General features: G+C 71.4%; 20 protein-coding genes. 11 read left to right on the top strand and 9 right to left on the bottom strand.

Features of this window, described 5'->3' with window-relative positions; all coding sequences use genetic code 11:
- The first annotated feature begins 69 nt into the window (after nt 1-69).
- Nucleotides 70-1,050 (top strand): DNA polymerase III subunit delta, encoded by a 981-nt coding sequence (gene holA, locus GA0070618_RS17200; protein WP_088982545.1) that lies wholly within the window; start codon nt 70-72, stop codon nt 1,048-1,050.
- Nucleotides 1,047-1,592 carry a hypothetical protein gene (locus GA0070618_RS34705; RefSeq protein ID WP_231931773.1) on the top strand — a complete coding sequence of 182 codons (546 nt, stop codon included), beginning with the start codon at nt 1,047-1,049 and terminating at the stop codon, nt 1,590-1,592. Before holA ends, GA0070618_RS34705 begins: the two co-directional genes overlap by 4 nt.
- A gap of 146 nt (nt 1,593-1,738) precedes the next feature.
- Here the strand turns inward: GA0070618_RS34705 and rpsT are convergent, their stop codons facing one another.
- Together rpsT and GA0070618_RS17215 are read right to left on the bottom strand one after the other, a co-directional pair.
- Nucleotides 1,739-2,005 carry a 30S ribosomal protein S20 gene (rpsT, locus tag GA0070618_RS17210; RefSeq protein ID WP_088982546.1) on the bottom strand — a complete coding sequence of 89 codons (267 nt, stop codon included), beginning with the start codon at nt 2,003-2,005 and terminating at the stop codon, nt 1,739-1,741.
- Between the two features lie 185 nt (nt 2,006-2,190).
- Nucleotides 2,191-3,195 (bottom strand): phosphotransferase, encoded by a 1,005-nt coding sequence (locus tag GA0070618_RS17215; protein WP_088982547.1) that lies wholly within the window; start codon nt 3,193-3,195, stop codon nt 2,191-2,193.
- A 52-nt stretch (nt 3,196-3,247) separates the two neighbouring features.
- Between GA0070618_RS17215 and GA0070618_RS17220 the strand changes: the two genes are divergently transcribed.
- From GA0070618_RS17220 to GA0070618_RS17250, 7 genes are all read left to right on the top strand, one after another.
- On the top strand, nt 3,248-3,829 hold the full coding sequence (locus tag GA0070618_RS17220) for a DUF4240 domain-containing protein (protein ID WP_197701766.1): 582 nt from the start codon (nt 3,248-3,250) through the stop codon (nt 3,827-3,829).
- Nucleotides 3,830-3,857: 28 nt separating this feature from the next.
- A complete protein-coding gene (locus tag GA0070618_RS17225) occupies nt 3,858-4,391 on the top strand; it encodes a DUF4240 domain-containing protein (protein WP_088982548.1) in 534 nt (177 codons plus the stop codon).
- A 227-nt stretch (nt 4,392-4,618) separates the two neighbouring features.
- Nucleotides 4,619-6,499 carry a translation elongation factor 4 gene (gene lepA / locus GA0070618_RS17230; RefSeq protein WP_088982549.1) on the top strand — a complete coding sequence of 627 codons (1,881 nt, stop codon included), beginning with the start codon at nt 4,619-4,621 and terminating at the stop codon, nt 6,497-6,499.
- Between the two features lie 314 nt (nt 6,500-6,813).
- Nucleotides 6,814-7,098, top strand: a complete 285-nt coding sequence (locus GA0070618_RS17235) for a GlsB/YeaQ/YmgE family stress response membrane protein (RefSeq protein WP_088982550.1) — start codon at nt 6,814-6,816, stop codon at nt 7,096-7,098.
- A 158-nt stretch (nt 7,099-7,256) separates the two neighbouring features.
- Nucleotides 7,257-8,546, top strand: coding sequence for a sugar ABC transporter substrate-binding protein (locus tag GA0070618_RS17240; RefSeq protein WP_088982551.1), 1,290 nt, complete (start codon nt 7,257-7,259; stop codon nt 8,544-8,546).
- Nucleotides 8,543-9,526, top strand: a complete 984-nt coding sequence (locus tag GA0070618_RS17245; protein ID WP_088982552.1) for a carbohydrate ABC transporter permease — start codon at nt 8,543-8,545, stop codon at nt 9,524-9,526. The genes GA0070618_RS17240 and GA0070618_RS17245 overlap by 4 nt, the downstream gene beginning before the upstream one ends.
- A complete protein-coding gene (locus tag GA0070618_RS17250; protein ID WP_088982553.1) occupies nt 9,526-10,371 on the top strand; it encodes a carbohydrate ABC transporter permease in 846 nt (281 codons plus the stop codon). Before GA0070618_RS17245 ends, GA0070618_RS17250 begins: the two co-directional genes overlap by 1 nt.
- Before the next feature lie 140 nt (nt 10,372-10,511).
- Here the strand turns inward: GA0070618_RS17250 and GA0070618_RS17255 are convergent, their stop codons facing one another.
- From GA0070618_RS17255 to GA0070618_RS17270, 4 genes are all read right to left on the bottom strand, one after another.
- A complete protein-coding gene (locus tag GA0070618_RS17255; RefSeq protein ID WP_094977928.1) occupies nt 10,512-11,285 on the bottom strand; it encodes a hypothetical protein in 774 nt (257 codons plus the stop codon).
- 187 nt (nt 11,286-11,472) lie between these two features.
- Complete coding sequence (locus GA0070618_RS17260) at nt 11,473-12,591, bottom strand: PucR family transcriptional regulator (protein ID WP_088982555.1); 1,119 nt, start codon at nt 12,589-12,591, stop codon at nt 11,473-11,475.
- Nucleotides 12,584-13,372: an ABC transporter permease subunit gene (locus tag GA0070618_RS17265; RefSeq protein ID WP_088982556.1), complete on the bottom strand. Its 789-nt coding sequence runs from the start codon at nt 13,370-13,372 to the stop codon at nt 12,584-12,586. The genes GA0070618_RS17260 and GA0070618_RS17265 overlap by 8 nt, the downstream gene beginning before the upstream one ends.
- Entirely contained in the window at nt 13,350-14,276 is a 927-nt protein-coding gene (locus tag GA0070618_RS17270) for an ABC transporter ATP-binding protein (protein ID WP_088982557.1), read from the bottom strand. The genes GA0070618_RS17265 and GA0070618_RS17270 overlap by 23 nt, the downstream gene beginning before the upstream one ends.
- A gap of 301 nt (nt 14,277-14,577) precedes the next feature.
- Between GA0070618_RS17270 and GA0070618_RS17275 the strand changes: the two genes are divergently transcribed.
- Entirely contained in the window at nt 14,578-15,228 is a 651-nt protein-coding gene (locus GA0070618_RS17275; protein WP_088982558.1) for an MOSC domain-containing protein, read from the top strand.
- A gap of 128 nt (nt 15,229-15,356) precedes the next feature.
- On the opposite strand, the gene GA0070618_RS17280 is transcribed toward GA0070618_RS17275, so the two are convergent.
- From GA0070618_RS17280 to GA0070618_RS17290, 3 genes are all read right to left on the bottom strand, one after another.
- Nucleotides 15,357-16,259 carry a phytanoyl-CoA dioxygenase family protein gene (locus GA0070618_RS17280; RefSeq protein WP_231931774.1) on the bottom strand — a complete coding sequence of 301 codons (903 nt, stop codon included), beginning with the start codon at nt 16,257-16,259 and terminating at the stop codon, nt 15,357-15,359.
- A 178-nt stretch (nt 16,260-16,437) separates the two neighbouring features.
- Nucleotides 16,438-17,301: a hypothetical protein gene (locus GA0070618_RS17285; RefSeq protein ID WP_088982560.1), complete on the bottom strand. Its 864-nt coding sequence runs from the start codon at nt 17,299-17,301 to the stop codon at nt 16,438-16,440.
- Nucleotides 17,302-17,424: 123 nt separating this feature from the next.
- Nucleotides 17,425-18,216: an enoyl-CoA hydratase family protein gene (locus tag GA0070618_RS17290; RefSeq protein ID WP_088982561.1), complete on the bottom strand. Its 792-nt coding sequence runs from the start codon at nt 18,214-18,216 to the stop codon at nt 17,425-17,427.
- A 20-nt stretch (nt 18,217-18,236) separates the two neighbouring features.
- Here GA0070618_RS17290 and hemW point away from each other — a divergent pair, with 20 nt between their 5' ends.
- Nucleotides 18,237-19,460 (top strand): radical SAM family heme chaperone HemW, encoded by a 1,224-nt coding sequence (gene hemW, locus GA0070618_RS17295; RefSeq protein ID WP_088985601.1) that lies wholly within the window; start codon nt 18,237-18,239, stop codon nt 19,458-19,460.
- Nucleotides 19,461-19,506: the final 46 nt, after the last annotated feature.

Consider the following 19,506-nt stretch of genomic DNA (forward strand, 5'->3'; position numbering starts at 1 on the left):
GCGCTGAGTGCGGGCTCCGCCGTCGCGGCGGCGGCGAGCAGGCACGATGTGCTTCCGGAGCGTGCGAATATGGGCGGCGTGACCCCCGCCAGCCTCGCTCCCATTCTGCTCGTCCTCGGCGACGAGGAACTGCTCGCCACGCGCGCCGTTTCCCAGGCCGTCGCCGAGACCCGCGCCGTCGACCCCGACGTGGACGTCCGGGAGTACCAGGCCGGCAGTCTCACCGTCGGCGAGATCGCCGAGATGCTCAGCCCGTCCCTCTTCGGCGGGCGGCGGGTGCTGATCCTCCGTGCCGGCCAGGACGCCCGCAAGGACCTGGTGACCGCGCTGCTGGCGTACGCGAAGGACCCGGACCCGGAGGTCTGCCTGGTCGTGCTGCACGTGGGCGGAGCCAAGGGCAAGGCGTTCGCCGACGGGCTGCGGGCCGCCGGGGCCACGGTGGTCCCGGCGGCGAAGCTGAAGGGCGACCGGGAACGGGTGGCCTTCGTCCGCGACGAGATCCGGCGCGCCGGGGGCAGGTGCACCGACGACGCCGCCCACGCGTTGCTCGCCGCCGTCGGCAACGACCTGCGTGAACTGGCCGCGGCCTGCTCCCAGCTCATGGCCGACACCGACGGGCGGATCGACGCCGACACGGTGGCCCGCTACTACCGGGGGCGGGCCGAGGTGAGCGGTTTCACCGTGGCCGACGCCGTCATGGTCGGTGACGTGCCCGCCGCCCTGGAAGCCCTGCGCTGGGCCCTGCACGTCGGCGTCGACCCGGTCCCGATCGCCGACGCGCTCGCCGACGGGGTGCGGACGGTGGCCCGGGTCGCCTCGGCCGGTCGCGGGGACCCGTACCAGCTCGCCAGCACCCTCGGCATGCCCGCCTGGAAGATCAGGACCGCCCAGCAGCGGGCCCGGGGCTGGACGCCGGAGGGACTGGTACGCGCGATGCAGGTGGCCGCCGAGTGCAACGCGGCGGTCAAGGGAGGTGCGGACGACCGGGCGTACGCGCTGGAACGAGCGGTCTTCTCGGTGGCGGCGGCCCGGCAGGGCAGTACCCGGTGACCGGGCCGACGCGGACCGGATGGGCGACCCTCGCGGCGGACGAGGAGCGGTACCGTCCGCTGTACGCGCGGGTCCTCGGATTGCGGTTCGTCAACCCCGGCGGGGTGCTCTGCTTTCTCTTCTTCGAGGGCGCGGTGGCGCTCGCCGCCCTGCTCGCCCTCGCCGAACTGGTCAGTTGGTGGGCGGTGCTGCTGCTGCCGGCCGCCGTGGCGGTGATGGTCAAGCTGAACGACATCGTGGCGGCCTCGGTGGTCCGCACCGCCGCCCTCGTCCCCGAGCAGGAGCGGGACCGGTTCCGTCGGCAGATCGAACCGGCGGTGGGGCGGGCGCCGGTGCCCGCCCGCGCGGCGGACCGTCGGGGCAGGACCCCGGCCGGACACCCCGTCGACCCGGCCACCGGCCGGGCATCCTGGATCCCCGCTGAGGTGGTGTCGGTCCACCGAGTCGAGCCGACCGGCCGGAAGAAGGTCGATTCGCGCCGGCCGGCGGTCGAACCCGACCGGTGGCACGTGGAGCCGGACAACCGCCCGACCCGACCCTGAGCCGGCGTACCTGGTCGCCGTGGCACCGGCGCACCGGGTCGACCGCGACGAAAGAGCAGGTCGATCGGTGTGGGCGTGCCCCGGAAAGCCGAAACCCCCGGGGCCGTTCGGCCCGGGGGTTTCCGGTCAGATCGACGCTCGCCGGATCAGGCGGAGAGGGAGTGCACGCGCTGGGCGATCGCGGACTTGCGGTTCGCGGCCTGGTTGGCGTGGATCACACCCTTGCTGACGGCCTTGTCCAGCTTGCGGGAGGCGTCCCGCATGAGCACGGTGGCCTTCTCGGTGTCGCCGGCCGCAACGGCCTCGTGGAACTTGCGGACGGCAGTCTTCAGCGACGACTTGACCGACTTGTTACGCAGCCGGCGCTTCTCGTTCTGCCGGTTGCGCTTGATCTGGGACTTGATGTTCGCCACGCGACAGCCTCGTCTTAGAACTCGGGTTACGGTCTGCTTTACGCGCGACGAGCATGCGTCATCGCTGCGCGAAAAGCCAGGCTACCAGGTCCGCCGGGACGCGCCAAAACGGGCGGCGATCCCACCCGTCGACCCGCACCGACGCCCGTTCCGCTGCGTGGTCGGCGCGCTGGTCGGTGCAGGGGTCAACGGGCGGGCCGGGGCCAGCCGCGCCGGTCGGCGAGCCAGTCGAGGGCGAGACCGCCGCTGAAGAGGCGGTGCGCCCGGATGTGCGGCGAGGCGGTGCCCGGCGCCGCGTTGGCACCGGTGAGGTAGTAGCCGGACAGGGCCGCCAGGGTGGCGTCCAGCGCGTCCGGCGGCGCCCCGGCCGTCACCGGGTGGTCGGCGAAGAGGGCGTCCGCGTCCAGGCCGCTGCCGTACGCGGTGAGCAGCAGCCCGGCCAGGTCGAACCAGGCCGGCCCCTGGCAGAGCCACGTCCAGTCGCAGAACCACGCCCGGCCGGACCGGTCGACCAGCACGTTGTCCAGGCGGAGGTCGCCGTGGGCCAGGCCGCCGGTCAGGGCGTACCCGGGCAGCAGCGACTCCAGCCGGACCAGTTCGGGCAGGATCTCCTCCCAGCCGCCGGCAACGGGGCAGGGGCCCGGCCTGGCCTCCCGCCCGGTGGCCACCTCCCGCCACCAGGTGAGGTCCTCGTAGGCCAGGTCGGCGAGGCGGGGCAGGCCCACCGCGACCAGGTCGGCCGGGGGCACGGCGAGCGCGGCGGCGACCTCCGCGTACCCCGCCAGGGTGGCGGTGAGGTCGGCGGCGGACCAGGGCAACTCCGGCACCCGTCCGTCCACCGCGGTCAGCCCCAGCGCGAACCAGCCGGCCGCCTCCAGGGTCCACCGGGGCCGGGGCACCGGCAGCCCGGCCGGGAGCCGGTCGAGGATGGCGGCCTCCCGGGCGTACCAGGAGACCAGGTGGGGCTGGTCGGCCGTTGACGCCGCCTTGACGAAGACCCGTCCGCCGTCGGCGGTCTCCAGCACCCCGGCGAAGCCCCGGGTGAAGCCGGCCGACGCGACCCGGACCGACCGCACCGGCGCGCCGAGCCGCGTGGCCACCGCGCCGCGCAGCCCGGCCGGCAGGTCCGCCCAGGACGGACGTTCGGCGGTGACGGCGTACGACATCGGGGGTAGCGAGACCGCGCGCATGGCGTCCATGGTGCCGCGCGATCGTGTCGTACCGCACCCGCACACTGCCCCCGTGCTGGATGTCGACGACTTCTGGGCCCTGATCGAGGGTTCCGCCACGGTCACCGGGCAGCCCGACGAACGGCTGGCCTGGCTCACCGACCACCTCGCCGGGCGCACCCCCGCCGAGGTGGTGGACTTCGCCCTCCGGCTGGACGAGACCCGCCGCCGGGCCGACACCTGGCGGCTCTGGGCCGCCGCGTCGCGGATCTGCGACGGGTACTGCTCCGACGACGGTTTCCACTACTTCCAGGTCTGGCTCGTCGGGCTCGGCCGGGAGACCTTCGACCGGGTGGTCGCCGACCCGGACACGCTCGCCGACGTGCCGCAGGTGCGCCGCCTCGCCGGTCGGTCGGTCGGGGACTGGGCCGACGACGAGTGGCCGGACTGGGAGAGCCTGGACTACGTGGCCGGCGAGGCGTACGAGCGGATCACCGGCGTCCACGAGGGGCTGGACGAGGCGATCGAGGCGCGCGGCCGGGAGCGCAGCTTCTCCCCGGACCCGCGGGACGAGCAGGAGGACCTGGGTGACCCGGCCGAGTTCGCCCGCCGGTACCCCCGGCTCGCCGAGCTGTTCCCGGCGACCGGCAGGTGAGGGCGCGGCTCTGTCAGACTGCCACTCCATGAGGACCGACGACTTCTGGCAGCTGATCGACCGGGCCCGGGCGGGCGCCGGGGAGCCCGGGGCGGTCGCCGCACGGGCGGTCGCGCTGCTCGCCGAGCGGACCCCAGAAGAGATCGTCGGGTACGCGCACCACCAGCGGCGGGTGCTGGCCGCCTCGTACCGAGTCGACCTCTGGGGCGCGGCCTACCTGATCAACGGCGGTGCCTCGGACGACGGGTTCGAGTACTTCCGGGGCTGGCTGATGACCCAGGGCCGGGCGGTGTTCGCCCGGGCGGTCACCGACCCGGACTCGCTGGCCGAACTGCCCCGGGTGCGGGCCGCCGCGCTCAGCGGCGAGGAGTTCGAGTGCGAGGACATGCTGGCGGTGCCGTGGGACGCGTACCGGAAGGCCACCGCGACGGAGCTGCCGGCGGACCGGGACCCGGTCGCCCAGCCCGACCTGAACGACTTCTGGGACTTCGACGACGAGGAGGAGGCCCGGCGGCGGCTGCCCCGGCTGGCCGCCCTCTTCACGGAACCTCCCGCCGAGTGACGTCCCCGCGCCCCGCTCGCCGGTGACGCCGCCGGCGGCTGAGGTGGTAGCAGGGGACCCCTGCTCATCAAGAAGCGGTAACAGGGGACCCCTGCTACCACGACTGCTACCACGCGAGGGGAGGGCGTGGAGGAGCGCTCCGACCGTGTCGGGGAGGACGTGGGAACATAGAGGGGGGCCGGCGTCACGCCGGCCTGCTCACGTCACGCCGACCAGAACGGACCGCTGTGCCACCGATGCTCGACTCCGGCGCGAACGCTCCTGGTGCCACCGACCCGGGGCGCATCAGGAACTTCTGCATCATCGCCCACATCGACCACGGGAAGTCGACCCTGGCCGACCGGATGCTCCAGCTCACCGAGGTGGTGGATCCCCGGCAGATGCGCGCGCAGTACCTCGACCGGATGGACATCGAGCGGGAGCGCGGCATCACCATCAAGAGCCAGGCGGTCCGGATGCCGTGGACCGTCCGGGAGGGCGAGCGCAAGGGCGAGCACGCCGTCCTGAACATGATCGACACTCCCGGGCACGTCGACTTCACCTACGAGGTGTCCCGGTCGCTCGCCGCCTGCGAGGGTGCGGTGCTGCTGGTCGACGCCGCGCAGGGCATCGAGGCGCAGACTCTGGCGAACCTCTACCTCGCGCTCGAGAACGACCTGCACGTCATCCCGGTGCTCAACAAGATCGACCTGCCGGCCGCCCAGCCGGAGAAGTACGCCGAGGAGTTGGCCCACCTGATCGGCTGCCAACCGGAGGACTGCATCCGGGTCTCCGGCAAGACCGGCGAGGGCGTGCCGTACCTGCTGGACGAGATCGTCCGGCAGTTCATCCCGCCGGTCGGCGAGGCCGAGGCCCCGGCCCGCGCGATGATCTTCGACTCGGTGTACGACGTCTACCGGGGCGTGGTCACCTACGTCCGGGTGATCGACGGGCGGATCAGCGCCCGCGACCGGATCAAGATGATGTCCACCGGCGCGGTGCACGAGCTGCTGGAGATCGGCGTCATCTCCCCGGAGATGAAGAAGGCCGACGCGCTCGGCGTCGGCGAGGTGGGTTATCTGATCACCGGCGTGAAGGACGTCCGCCAGTCCCGGGTGGGTGACACGGTCACCATCAACTCCCGGCCGGCGTCCGAGGCACTCGGCGGCTACAAGGACCCGAAGCCGATGGTCTACTCGGGTCTCTACCCGATCGACGGCTCGGACTACCCGAACCTCCGTGACGCCCTGGACAAGCTCAAGCTCAACGACGCCGCCCTGACGTACGAGCCGGAGACCTCGGGGGCGCTCGGCTTCGGCTTCCGCTGCGGCTTCCTCGGCCTGCTGCACCTGGAGATCATCCGGGAGCGGCTGGAGCGGGAGTTCAACCTGGACCTGATCTCCACCGCCCCGAACGTGGTCTACCGGGCCATCCAGGAGGACGGCGAGGAGGTGGTGGTCACCAACCCGAGCGAGTACCCGACCGGCAAGATCGCCGAGGTGTACGAGCCGACGGTGCGGGCCACCGTGCTCACCCCGAACGACTACGTCGGCGCGGTGATGGAGTTGTGCCAGGGGCGGCGCGGCAACCTGCTCGGCATGGACTACCTCTCCGCCGACCGGGTGGAGCTGCGTTACACGCTTCCCCTCGCGGAGATCATCTTCGACTTCTTCGACCAGCTCAAGAGCCGGACGAAGGGGTACGCCTCGCTCGACTACGAGCCCTCCGGCGAGCAGTCGTCCGACCTGGTCAAGGTGGATATCCTCCTGCACGGCGAGCCGGTCGACGCGTTCAGCGCGATCGTGCACAAGGACAAGGCGTACAACTACGGCACCACGATCGCCGCGAAGCTGCGCACCCTCATCCCGCGCCAGCAGTTCGAGGTGCCGATCCAGGCGGCCATCGGCAGCCGGGTCATCGCCCGGGAGACCATCCGGGCGATCCGCAAGGACGTGCTCGCCAAGTGCTACGGCGGTGACATCAGCCGGAAGCGCAAGCTGCTGGAGAAGCAGAAGGAGGGCAAGAAGCGGATGAAGATGGTCGGCCGGGTGGAGGTCCCCCAGGAGGCGTTCATCGCCGCGCTCTCCTCCGACAGCGGCGGCGACGGCAAGGGCGCGGGGAAGAAGTAGCGCCGAAGGCAGTCACTCTCCGTATCGGACTGGCGGGTCGGATCGACCCGCGTCGAGCGCTCCCACGGGCCGCTCGACTCCGTGGTCCGCGTACCGGAAGGAATTTTCCGGTGGGCGGACGCGCGGGGTCGAGCGGCCTTTTTCCGCTCTGACCTGGGGTTTCGTCGAGCTCTCAGGTCGCTCTCAGGTTGTCCTCGGTCGGGCCTCGGTGCCGGATGTCCGGTTGTGCCGGTTTGAGATTTCGGCGCCCCGGGAACTTAGCGGTCACGACAGGAACGACACACCTTGTGACAACACATTGGAGGAGGGCGACCGTGGAGCTCACCGTCTGGGGAATCATCACTGCGCTCATCGTTGGTCTCATCGTCGGCGCGCTCGGCCGTCTGGTCGTCCCGGGCCGGCAGAACATGCCGATCTGGCTGCACATGCTGATCGGTGTCGGCGCCGCGCTGCTGGGCACGATCGTGGCCCGTGCCGCCGGGTTCGCCACCACTGCCGGTGTCGACTGGCGGGAGCTGCTGCTCCAGATCGCCTTCGCCGCCATCGGTGTCGCGCTGGTGTCGGGCGTCGGCCGTCGTCGCCACGTCACGCACCGGTAACGATCTCCGCGTACCCACGAGGGGCGCCCGGCCACCAGGCCGGGCGCCCCTTCCGTCTGTTGTACGTTCGCTCCGCCGCCACCCCTGTCGTAAAGGAATTTTACCGACTATGGTGCGGCGGAGAAGGTTTGTGCCAGACGGCGCGAGGGAGAAGTGGCGTGAACAGGTGGAAACGGCTGGCCCCGGTCACCGCCGTCGTGGCCTCGGCCGCGATGTTGATCGCCGGCTGTGGTGGCTCCGACGAGGGTCAGTCAGCTGATAACAGCAAGTTGACGGTCTGGATGATGGGCGAGGGAAGCGAGGCGCAGACCGCCTTCCTCGACGGCGTCGAGGCCGAGTTCAAGAAGAAGCACCCCGAGACGGACGTGGTGGTCCAGTACATCCCGTGGCTCGAGGCGCCGAAGAAGTTCCAGGCCGCGCTCGCCGGCGGCGAAGGGCCGGACATCACCGAGCTGGGCAACACCGAGACGCAGGGCTGGGCCGCGCAGGAGGCGCTGGCCGACCTGAGTGGTCGGATGGACGGCTGGGCCGACGGCAAGGACATCCTGCCCGACCTGGTGAAGAACGCGCAGCTCGACGGTAAGCAGTACGGCCTGCCCTGGTACGCGGGCGTGCGGGCGATGTACTACCGCACCGACTGGTTCGCCGAGGCCGGCGTGCAGCCGCCGACGACCTGGGACCAGCTCGTCGCCGCTGCCAAGGCAGTCCAGGCGAAGAAGCCGGGCACCTACGGCATCGCCCTGCCGGGCAACTCCGAGCTGCCCTTCTACTCGTTCCTCTGGAGCGCCGGGGCCGAAATCGCCACCAAGCAGGGCGACACCTGGAAGTCCGGCTACAACACCCCGGAGGCCCAGAAGGCGGTCAAGTTCTGGACCGACATGGTGACCGTGCACAAGGTGGCCCCGCCGGCTGCCGCCGGGTGGAACGAGATCGACGCCCGCACCCAGTTCGCCACCGGCAAGGCGGCGATGGCGTTCGCCGGCAGTTGGCAGCAGGGCGCGATCAAGAAGGACAACCCCGAGATCGAGAAGGTCTGGGGCACCTTCCCCATCCCCGGCCCGGACGGCAAGCCGGCCCCGGCCTTCGCGGGCGGCTCCGACCTGGGCATCTGGGAGGACAGCGAGCGCAAGGACCTCGCCTGGGACTACCTCACCGTGCTGCTGAACAAGAAGAACGCCAAGACCTTCGCCGACAGTCTGGGCTTCTTCCCGGTCTACCAGGACCTGGTCGCCGGCGGTGAGTACGCCAACGACAAGGTCATGGCGGCGTTCGCCACCACCCTCCAGAACACCAAGCTCACGCCTCTCACCCCGAAGTGGGTGGAGGTCAGCCGGACCAAGACGACGACCCAGGCGATGAACAGCTCGGTGATGAAGGGCCAGAAGACGGTGGAGCAGGCCACCGCCGACGCGGCGGCCGAGATGGAAAGCATCCTCAACGCCAAGTGAGCACCCTGACCGACACACCGAAGGCCGCCGCCGGACGGGAGAAGCCCGCGCGGCGGCGGCCCCGGGTGGACCGCCTCCCGTACCTGCTGCTCCTGCCCTGCCTGGCGATCATCGCCGTGCTGCTGCTCTGGCCGCTCGGCCAGGTGGTGTGGATGTCGTTCCACCGGCTGAACAACGTCCGCCAGCTGCGCGGCGACCGGGAGTGGCCGTGGATCGGGCTGGAGAACTACGTCCAGATCCTCAGCGACCCCTTCTTCCGGACGGTGCTGCGCAACACCGTGCTCTTCGCGGTGGCCAACGTGGCGCTGACGATGATCCTGGGCACGCTGGTCGGGCTCCTGCTCAACCGGCTCGGCAAGCGGATGGCGACCTTCGTCGGCAGCTGCGTGATGCTCGCCTGGGCCACCCCGGCACTGACCGGCACCATCGTCTGGAAGTGGATCTTCGACGACACCAGCGGTCTGGTGACCTGGCTGTTCAACGCGCTGCCGGACGGGCTGTCCCAGGCGCTCTTCGGCCGCACCGACTGGACCGGCTACGGCTGGTTCAACTCCCCGCTGCTCTTCTTCGCCATCCTCACCCTGGTGGTGGTCTGGCACTCGTTCCCGTTCATCGCGGTCAGCGTGCTCGCCGGGCTGAAGAGCGTGCCGAGTGAGCTGCACGAGGCGGCCCGGGTGGACGGGGCCGGTCCGTGGCGGGTCTTCTGGAAGGTCACCTTCCCGCTGCTGCGCCCGGTCTTCGGCATCCTGATCGTGCTCTCCACCATCTGGGACTTCAAGGTCTTCACCCAGCAGTTCGTGCTGGCCGGCGGCACCCAGGACCGGCCGACGTTCATGCTCTCCATCTACTCGTACGCGGAGGCGTTCTCGCCACCGCCGAAGTACGGCCTCGGCGCGGCGATCGCGGTGATCCTCACCCTGATCCTGCTCGTGGTGACCGGCCTCTACGTCCGCATGGTGCTCAAGCAGGAGGAGGAGTGATGCGCGGCACGCTCGTGAAGCGGATCGCCCTCAACGGCGCCGGGCTGCTGGTGGCGCTCTTCGCGGCCTTCCCCGTCTACTGGATGATCGCGACCTCGCTGAAGCCGAACCGGGAGATCTTCTCCTCGACGCCGCGACCGGTGCCGACCGAGCCGACGCTCGCCCACTACAAGAGCATCCTCACCGGCAACCTGATCCCCGGCGTCAGCTTCGCGGACTTCTTCCTCAACAGCGTCCTGGTGGCCGGGGCGACCGTGCTGCTCAGCGGCCTGGTGGCGCTGCTCGCCGCCACGGCCGTGGCCCGGTTCCGGTTCAAGCTGCGGACCAGCTTCCTGATCATGCTGCTGATCGTCCAGATGATCCCGCTGGAGGCGTTGGTCATCCCGCTGTTCCTGATGATCCAGCGGCTCGGCCTCTACAACACGCTGCCCAGCCTGATCCTCACCTACCTCGGCTTCTCGCTGCCGTTCGCGGTCTGGATGCTGCGCGGCTTCGTGGCCGCCGTACCGAAGGAACTGGAGGAGGCGGCGGCGATCGACGGGGCCACCCGGGCGCAGATCTTCCGGAAGGTCCTCTTCCCGCTGGTCGCCCCCGGCCTGGTGGCGACCAGCATCTTCTCCTTCATCACCGCCTGGAACGAACTGATCTTCGCGTTGACCTTCATCAACGACCAGGACCGGTACACCCTTCCGGTGGCGATGACGTTCTTCTTCGGCCGCGACGACACGGCGTGGGGTCCGGTGATGGCCGCCTCCACGATCTTCACCCTGCCGGTGATCATCTTCTTTCTGGTGGTCCAGCGCCGGATGGTCTCCGGCCTGGTCGCGGGCGCGGTCAAGGGCTGAGGTTGGTGGGTTGGTAGCAGGGGACCCTTGTTACCGCTTCTTGCGGAGCAGGGGACCCCTGCAAACACCTCAACCGCCGCCCACCCACTGCGAGCGTCCGGCTGCCCGGCCAGCCAGACGGCAGACAAGCCCGGACGGACTCAGGAGAAGCGCTCGACGGTGACCGGGATCAGGCCCCGCAGGCGCAGCGTGGTGGTCAGCTCACGCAGCACCGGCCGTACGCCGTCGTCCCGTCCGGTCGCCAGGTCGACGGTCAGGTCCAGGCAGTACGCTCCGACCACGCCGATCCGGCGCAGCTCCCAGCGGAAGACGTCCGCCCCGACCCGACGGCGGGCGGTGCCGACCACCCCGCCCGGGCGGGGCGGATCGGTGCCGGCCATCTGCCACACCGATGACAGTTCGACGAGGTCGTCGGGCCCCAGCTCGTTGGCGAACAGCACCCGGTAGACCCGGGTGCTGTGGAAACCGGGGGTGACCCGCTCCGGGGACAGCAGCAGCGGAGCCGACGTCGCACGGGTGTCTCCCGCCCGCAGGTGACCGCGCAGGGTCGCCTCGTCCGGGAGCGTGGCCCCGCCGAGCTGGCGGTAGACGACCTCGGCCCGGTGGCGAGGCACCCCGACGACCCGTCCGCGCAGCTCGGGGTCGGCCCGGATGTTCCGGCTCAGCGCGGGCGCCGTCCACCATCCCGGTCCGCCCGGCGTCCACGCTGCGCTGTCCACCCGGAGCACCGTGTGGTCCGCGCCGAACAGGAACTCCTCGACGACGATGCCCTCGGGCGGCGCGGCCGGCCGGTCGTCCGACGGCCGGGGGCGGACCAGGTAGTAGTCCAGCGCCGGCGCGGTGGGCCGGGGCCGTCGGACCGGCGCCGGCGGCGGGCCGGCCGCGCCGTCGCCTCCGGTACGGGACATCGCCATGTACGCATTCTCGACCACAATATGCAGATGCCAAGGACGTAGGCAGCCGGCGCGCCCTGACCTCCAGAGCGCAACTCCGAGCAGTCGCCTGGTGAGCGCGACAGTGTTACCGGGCCGCTGGTCTCGGCGGTCTGCGTTGCGCGTGGGCAGGTCGTGAGGCTCAGGACGGTGCGCCGCCTCGGTGACGTCATGGCTGGAGTGAGGGCCAGCCGAGAAGGCGGGCACCCAGGACGGCGGCGTGCAGCGTGAAGCGTTGGGTAGGTTCGCCGGGGTGGTAACCGGTGAGGTCGTGGATCCGGTCGAGGCGGTAGGTGACGGCACGGACGGATAGGTGCATGTGGCGGGCGGTGGCGGTGTAGTTGCCTTGGTTGTCGAACAGGACGGTAAGGGTGTCGAGGTAGGGCTGGGCGCCGCCGCGGGCGGTGGTCAGCGGGCCGAGGACAGTGGTGACCAGGTCGGTGATGGCATCGCGGTCGCGTAGCAGTACAGGGAAGACGAGCAGGTCGGCGGCGTTGAGCACCGGTGTGGTGAAGCCGAGCTTCGTGGCGTGGTCGAGGGTGTTGCGGGCCTCGTCGAGCGAGGTGGCGAGGCCGGCCAGGCCGGGGTGGGCGCGGCCGACCGCGAGTTGCCAGCCGTCGGCGCCGAGTTCGGCGATGAGCCGGTGGGCGAGCTCGGCGGTGATGCCGCGTAGGCCGCCTGCGCTGATGCAGACAAGGTCGCCGTCGCGCAGGGTAGTGAGGATGTTGCCTTCGCCGAACCGGCCGGCCAGCGCGGCGTCGACGCGATGGACGACCTCGGCGGTGAGGCCGGCTGCTCGGGCGACGAGCACGACGTGGGCTGCGGAGAGGCGGATGCCGTAGCGGTGGGCCCGCTCGGCGAGGCGTCCGGGGTCGGCGCGGCCGGTGAGCAGATCGTTGACGAAGGCGGTGCGGTCGTGGTCGTGGCGGGCGAGTTCGGCGTGGGTCTGATGGGCGTAGCCGTCGAGGAGAGCGTCGAGCAGCGACCGTGCCGTCTCGAGGACAGCCGCTGCATGCGCATGGACGCTGGTCGCGGTGTCATCTGGGCCGACGGCGGTGTACTGCCAGCGGTCGGCGGCGGCACGCAGCATGGTGCCGACCAGGTCGGGCAGTTGCAGGCCGGTGTCTGCGGCCCGCGCGCCGAGCTGGGCGGCGGCCTGCGCACGCCGGTCACCTGCCGGGTCGTCCAGCAGCGCCCGGCATGCCTGGGTGAGCCACAGGTGTTCGCCGGTCGCGGTCTCCCCGGTGGCCGCCGCGGGCGGGCGGCCACCGGTGCGCGTTTCAGACACCGACGTCGCGACGGTCGAAGAGGATCACCCCGGCGGCCGCGCTGAGGGCGCCGACGGCGGCGAGGCCGAGCAGTTCGGCCGGGTGCCAGCCGGTGTGCAGCGGGTCGGTGCCGATGAAGTAGTGAAACGGCGACAGCCAGCGCAGCCATCCCCAGCCGTCGAGCATGCCGCCGATGGCGTTGACCATGTAGGTCGCCACGGCGATGACACCGGTGACCGCCAGGACGGTGCCGCGTCGGCCGGTGGCCGCACCGATGAGGAACGCGATGCCGGTGAAACACCACACCAGCGCGACCAGCCCGGCGCACGCGGCTGCGACGTTGGACAGCGGGATGTCCATGCCGACTGCGGGGACGACGAGCATGAGCACCAGCAACGGGATGGCGGCGACCGCGGTGACAGCCGCGCTGGCGGCGGTCAGGCGCTGCCGGGCGAACGCCGTACGGGAGAGCGGGTTGGCCAGCAGCAGTTCCATGCTGCCGTCCTCCTCGGGCCGGGCGATCGTCCGCGCGGTCAGGGTCACCGCGCACATGAGCACCAGCAGCGGGCCGATGAGGCTGAAGACGGTGGCCTGCAGGTAGCCGGCGGCGGAAAGCATGTCGGCGATGCCGAGGAAATCGAGCATCCCCTGGGGCAGGGCGTCCTGCTTGAGCTCGGCCGCGCCCTGAAAACTGGCGTAGAAGCCGGTATAGGTGGCGGTGAACGCGGCGACGCCGACGACCCAGCCGATTACGGCTCGGCGGTCGTCCCGCCACGTCTTATGCACCAGCGCGGGCAGCATCGCCGGCTCCTTCGGAGTGGTAGTAGAACGACAGGAACGTCTCCTCGAGGTCCGGCTCGGCCGATAGCAGGTCGACGACCTCGTGCCGGGCCGCGGCCTTGACCAGCGGATCGAGCCGGCCGTCGACGGTGCACCTGAGCACCGGCCCGGAGATCGTCACGTCGCTGACACCGGGCAGAACGTCGAACTCGGCCGCGTCGACCGGGTCGGCGAAGTGAATCTCGACGGTGCGGACCGCACGCCGGCCGAGCGACCCCACCCGCTCGACCGCGGCGAGCCGGCCGTCGCGGACGATCGCGATCCGGTCGGCGCTCTGCTGCACCTCAGCCAGCACGTGGGACGACATGAACACGGTCTGCCCGGCAGTGCGGGCATCGTGCACCATGGCCAGGAACTCCTGCTGCACCAGCGGGTCCAGGCCGCTGGTCGGCTCGTCGAGGACCAGCAGCGCCGGTCGGTGCATGAACGCCTGGACCAGGCCGACCTTCTGCTTGTTGCCCTTGCTCATCGTGTGCACCGGCCGAGACAGGTCCAGGCTCAGCCGGTCGGCCAGCTCCGTCACCTGCGACCACGGCACACCGCCGCGGGCATCGGCGAAGAACCGCAGCAGCGCATCGGCCCGGCCGCGACCGGGGAACGCCAGTTCGCCGGGGAGATAACCGATCTGCCGGTGCAGGGTGGCCTTGTCCCGGCGCGGGTCCAGGCCGAAGATCGTGGCGCGTCCCCGGGTGGGGCGCAGGAAGTCCAGCAGCAGCCGGATCGTGGTGGTCTTCCCGGCCCCGTTCGGACCAAGGAAACCCATCACCTCCCCGGTGCGGACCTCCAGGGTGAGGCCCTCGATGCCGCGGCGCGGACCGTAGAGCTTTGTCAGGTCCTCGGCATGTACGGCGATGTCGCTCGTCATACCCCACATCGTGGACACGACCCCCTTCCCGCCTCCAGGTCCGGATCCGGTCGACAACCGGCCGGGATCCTTGCCGGGACCCGGCAAACCCGCAGCATACGAGCCACGCCGCGCATGGGCGCCCGCCGCTGCGGTGAGCCGGTCGGGCCTTCCCTGACAGCACGCCGGGGTGAACTGGGCCGGTGACCGGTGCGATGGTGAGCGTGGCGGCTTTGCCGTGGCTCCTCGGCGTCGCCGGCTACCAGCCGTCGTGGCCCTCGCGGCTGACGGCCGGGCCGCGTTCGGTCGTAGGCTGGCCGGTATGACGGGGAAGGTGATCTCGGTGAACCTCGCGGTGGTCACCGAGGCGGAGTGGGCCGGTGACGCCAGCGGCCGCAGTGGCATCGACAAGCGGCCGGCGGCCGGGCGGGTGCCGATCCGGTTCGACGGGGTGGTCGGCGACTTCATCGCCGAGCGGGCCCACCACGGCGGCCCCGACCAGGCGGTCTACGCGTACGCCACGGAGGACGCCGAATGGTGGGCGGCGGAGCTGGATCGGGCGGTGCCGCCGGGGCGCTTCGGGGAGAACCTCACCACCCACGGGGTGGACGTGACCGGGGCGGTGATCGGGGAGCAGTGGGCGATCGGGTCCGCGCTGCTCCAGGTCACCAAGCCGCGTACGCCCTGCCGGACGTTCGCCGGGGTCTGGGGCGTACCCGATCTGATCAAGCGGTTCGCCGCGCGGGCGGCTCCCGGGGCGTACCTCCGGGTGCTCCGGGAGGGCGAGGTGGGCGCCGACGACCGGGTCGAGGTGCGGGACCGCCCGGCACACGGCGTCACCATCGGTGAGGTGTTTCGGGCCCTGCACGGGGAGCCGGAGCTGTTGCCCCGGCTGCTCGACGCGCCGGGTCTGCCCGAGCCGATCCGGGAGAAGGTCCGCCGTCGGCTGGGCGTGGCCTCCGGTCCGAGGTGACTGCAGGGGTCCCCTGCTACCCGAAAAGCGGTAACAGGGGTCCCCTGCAATCACCCGGGAGGCGGCGCGGCAGTCACCCGGAGGTGGTGCGGCGCTGTGGTCACCCGGAGGTGGTGCGGCGGCTGCGGTCAGCGGAGCCAGGGGATGTTGCGGTCCAGCAGACCGCGCTCCTTCAGCTCCTTGCGCAGCGGGATCTCGTCGTCGATGTACCCGTTCCAGTTGATGCCCCAGTAGTTCGCGGTGTGGGTACCCTCACCGCAGAGCTGGCGCTGCACCGGCGTGCGGTTGGCCCACCACTCGCCGTCCTTGTCGATGTGCAGCTCGTCCAGCGGGCGGATCCACCGGTAGGTGTAGCCGACGAAGAGCATCTTGCGGGTGATGGTCGACAGGTTCGTCGACCGGGAGTGCCACTGGCGGCGGTCGAAGATGAAGGCGTCGCCCGGGTTCGCGGTGATCTCCACCGTGCCCTCCGGGTCCGGGTTGTGCACGGTCAGGTCGTCCGGCCGGGGCAGCGAGTTCCACAGGTGGCTGCCCGGGATGACCTTGGTCGCGCCCCGCCCCTTCTCCGACAGGTCGGAGAGCACGTAGGCGACCTTCAGCGAGAACATCGGCCGGGGCAGGTTCGGGTCCATCGTCTCCGGGTCGGAGTTCTGGCGGTACCCGTCCTGGTGCCAACCCCAGTACGGCTTCTCCGGCTCGGCCGCCGGCGGGGTCACGTCCAGGTGGTTGTGGTGCGTGTAGATGTTCCACCCGGCCAGCCCCCACATGTACGGGAAGGCGATCGGGTGGGTGAGCAGTTCGCCGAAGAGCTCGTCCCGCTCCAGGAAGCCCAGCAGGTGCAGGGTCCCGTCCTTGGTGGTCTTGCCCTTGGCCTTCTCCTCCTCGTAGACGCGGTCGACCGCGGCCTCCAGGGCGGCCCGGTGATCCTCCGTCAGTACGTTCCGGAGCAGAAGGAAACCCTGCTCGTGGAACTCTTTGCGATCAACATCGCTGATCGGCTCGTAACCGGTCCGGCCACCGTAGTCGAACACCGCTGTCACCCCTCCCCGAAAGGAATCCGCCATTTCTGGCACAGATCGCCGATGGTAACGCGCCGTCGCCAAGGTCGGCGTCCGACACCCGACCACCGGGAACTGGCCTGATGGTGGACGTCCCGGCGGCTGGGCGGTGCGGACGGACCCCGCAGGTGGTCACGGAGAGAGACGGAGGTCACGCCTCGCCGAAGACCTCGGCGACCACCTGGGCGTCCTGCCGTTCCCGGTCGGAGACCCGGGACCAGGTGCCCCGGTCGGCCGTCCACTCCAGGTCGGCGAAGAGGACGCGCCGGACGCCGTGGTCGTGGGCGTGCGACACCAGCCAGTGCGCGTACCGCCAGCCGTCGCGCGGATCGGCGGCGGGGACGGTCAGCCCGGTCAGTTCGGCGGGGTTGACCGCCTCCGGCAGTCCCCAGTCCAGGGTGAGGTTCTGGGTGAGCGCGGCCGCCGCGGCGGCGCCACGCATCACCGGCGTACGGCCGACGGTGCAGGCGACCGCGGCGGTGGCGTCGCCGAGCAGCGCCCGGGTGAGCACCTCCGACTCGTCGGCCCACTTCTCGTACGCCTCGGGGAACGCCGACCGCTGGACGGCCTGGGCGGCGTCGGTGACCCGCATCTCCTGCCAGCCGCGGACCTTCTTGAGCCCCGCGTAGAACTTGTTGGCGGCGTAGCGCGGGTCGCGGATCTGCTCCGGCGTGCCCCAGCCCTGACTGGGCCGCTGCTGGAACAGCCCGATCGAGTCCCGGTCGCCGCCGGCCAGGTTCTCCAGACCGGACTCCTGGAACGCGGTGGCGAGCGCGACGACGACCGCCCGCTCGGGCATCTTCCGCTGGATGCCGATCGCCGCGATGGTCGCCGCGTTCGCCATCTGCTCGGCGTTGAGCCGGACGTGTCCGTCGGCCCGGACCGTGCAACTGCGTCCTGCTATCGGCAACCGTATGTCGTCGCCGACGTTCCGGATGACGAGATAGATCCCGATGCTGGCGATGATGAGGAGGACAAGGCCGGTCGCCACAATTGCCCGAGTTCGCACCCACACCCCCTGAACGACAGTCAGCCAAGCCTACGTCCCGCATGCCACGGGTCCGCTCTCTCGACCGGTTCGGCCGACGGAGTCCGGGCTCATCACCGATGTCCCACCGGCCGGACGTCCGTCGACCGCCTACCCGGCGTCGAGGGCAGCCACCCACCGGGTCGGTCGCTTTTCCCGAAAGGCCAGCACCCCCTCCCGGCCCTCCTCGGAGAGGAAGTAGCCGGTGGAGACGGCGGACAGGTGGTCCAGCTCACGGCGCAGGTCCGTCTCGGCCGTACGGCGTAGCAGCTCCTTCGCGCCGGCCAACGCCCCCGGCGCCCCCTTGACCAGCGCCGCGCACCAGCGGGCCACCGCCTCGTCCAGCTCGGCGGCGGGCACCGCCGTGGTGACCAGACCGATCTCGGCGGCCCGCCGGCCGTCGAAGGTCTCCCCGGTGAGGTACAGCTCGGCCGCCGCGCGGGAGGTCAGCCGGGGCAGGACGGTCGCCGAGATCACCGCCGGGATCACCCCGAGTCGCACCTCGGTGAAGGCGAAGGTCGCCTCCTCGACGCAGACCGCCAGGTCGGCGGCGGCTATCAGGCCGAGCCCGCCGGCGCGGGCCGGTCCGGCGACTCGCGCCACCACCGGCTTCGGGCACTCCCGGACCGCCACCAGCACGTCGCCGAGCTTCCCGGCGGGCACGCTCCCGCTCGTGTACGCCGCGGCGGTCTCCTTCAGGTCCGCGCCGGAGCAGAACACCGGACCGGTGTGGTCGAGCACCACCACCCGCACCGAGGGGTCGGCGACCGCCGTGGCCAGGCCGTCGAGCAGCTCGGTCATCAGGGGCGTGGAGAGCGCGTTGCGGTTGTGCGGGCTGTCGAGGGTGAGCGTGGTCACCCCACGGGCCGTCGACACCCGCACCAGCGCGTCGGGAGAGGTCATGGAAGGGCACACTAGTGGCCATGCCCGGCGTGCTTCCAGAAGGCGAATCCGTACCGACCGACGGGTCGCTCCCATCGACCGCTCTGCGCGCGGTCGGCGCGCGCGGCTTCGGGGTCTACCTCCACGTGCCCTTCTGCGCCAGCCGCTGCGGCTACTGCGACTTCAACACCTACACCGCCAGCGAGCTCGGTGGCGGCGCGAGCCGGGACAGCTACGCCGACACCGTCCTGGCCGAGTTGGGGCTCGCCGCACGGGTGCTCGGGGACACTCCGCCGCCCCGGGTGGACACGGTCTTCGTCGGGGGTGGCACGCCCACCCTGCTCCCCGCCGACGACCTGGCCCGCGTCCTGGACGGCATCGACCGCACCTGGGGGCTGGCCGCCGACGCCGAGGTCACCACCGAGGCCAATCCGGAGTCGGTGACGCCGGAGTCGCTGAAGACGCTGCGGGCGGCCGGGTACACCCGCATCTCGCTGGGCATGCAGTCGGCCGCGCCGGGCGTGCTCGCGGTGCTCGACCGGAAGCACTCCGCCGGGCGGGCCACCGCCGCCGCGGCCGAGGCCCGCGACGCCGGGTTCGACCACGTCAACCTCGACCTGATCTACGGTACGCCGGGGGAGCGGGCCGAGGACTTCGCCGCCTCGCTCGACCAGGTGGTCGCCGCCGGGGTGGACCACGTCAGCGCGTACGCCCTGATCGTGGAGGAGGGCACCCGGCTCGCCGCCCGGATGCGCCGGGGCGAGCTGGCGTACCCCTCGGACGACGTCGCGGCGGACCGTTACCTGGCCGCGGAGGCCGCCCTCGACGCGGCCGGTTTCTCCTGGTACGAGGTCTCCAACTGGGCCCGGACGCCGGAGGCCCGGTGCCGCCACAACCTGCTCTACTGGACCGGCGGGGACTGGTGGGGCCTCGGCCCGGGGGCGCACAGCCACGTCGGCGGGGTGCGCTGGTGGAACGTGAAGCACCCCAGCGCGTACGCGGCGAAGCTGGCCGCCGGGGAGTCACCCGGCCAGGCGCGGGAGGTCCTCACCGCCGACGAGGCGCACATGGAGGACGTGATGCTCCGGCTGCGGCTCGCCTCCGGGCTGCCGCTGGCGGTGCTCGACGCCGCCGGCCGGGCCGGTGCCGAGCGGGCCCGTGCCGCCGGGCTGCTCGCCGAGGCCGACTACGCCGCCGGCCGGGCGGTGCTCACCCTGCGTGGCCGGCTGCTCGCCGACGCCGTGGTCCGCGACCTGCTGCCCTGAGCGCCCCCTCGACACCGTGTCACGCCACCCGCCGCCCTGGCCGGTT

Origin of the sequence: Micromonospora echinospora, from assembly GCF_900091495.1 — a bacterium.
GTDB lineage: Bacteria > Actinomycetota > Actinomycetes > Mycobacteriales > Micromonosporaceae > Micromonospora > Micromonospora echinospora.

Bases quoted from the DNA above. Each gene is read 5' to 3' on its own strand.
- GA0070618_RS17255 (WP_094977928.1), bottom strand. From the start codon at position 11,285: ATGGCGATGTCCCGTACCGGAGGCGACGGCGCGGCCGGCCCGCCGCCG.
- GA0070618_RS17225 (WP_088982548.1), top strand. From the start codon at position 3,858: ATGAGGACCGACGACTTCTGGCAGCTGATCGACCGGGCCCGGGCGGGC.
- GA0070618_RS17270 (WP_088982557.1), bottom strand. From the start codon at position 14,276: ATGACGAGCGACATCGCCGTACATGCCGAGGACCTGACAAAGCTCTAC.
- hemW (WP_088985601.1), top strand. From the start codon at position 18,237: ATGCCCGGCGTGCTTCCAGAAGGCGAATCCGTACCGACCGACGGGTCG.
- GA0070618_RS17250 (WP_088982553.1), top strand. From the start codon at position 9,526: ATGCGCGGCACGCTCGTGAAGCGGATCGCCCTCAACGGCGCCGGGCTG.
- GA0070618_RS17275 (WP_088982558.1), top strand. From the start codon at position 14,578: ATGACGGGGAAGGTGATCTCGGTGAACCTCGCGGTGGTCACCGAGGCG.
- holA (WP_088982545.1), top strand. From the start codon at position 70: ATGGGCGGCGTGACCCCCGCCAGCCTCGCTCCCATTCTGCTCGTCCTC.
- GA0070618_RS17290 (WP_088982561.1), bottom strand. From the start codon at position 18,216: ATGACCTCTCCCGACGCGCTGGTGCGGGTGTCGACGGCCCGTGGGGTG.
- GA0070618_RS17215 (WP_088982547.1), bottom strand. From the start codon at position 3,195: ATGCGCGCGGTCTCGCTACCCCCGATGTCGTACGCCGTCACCGCCGAA.
- GA0070618_RS17265 (WP_088982556.1), bottom strand. From the start codon at position 13,372: ATGCTGCCCGCGCTGGTGCATAAGACGTGGCGGGACGACCGCCGAGCC.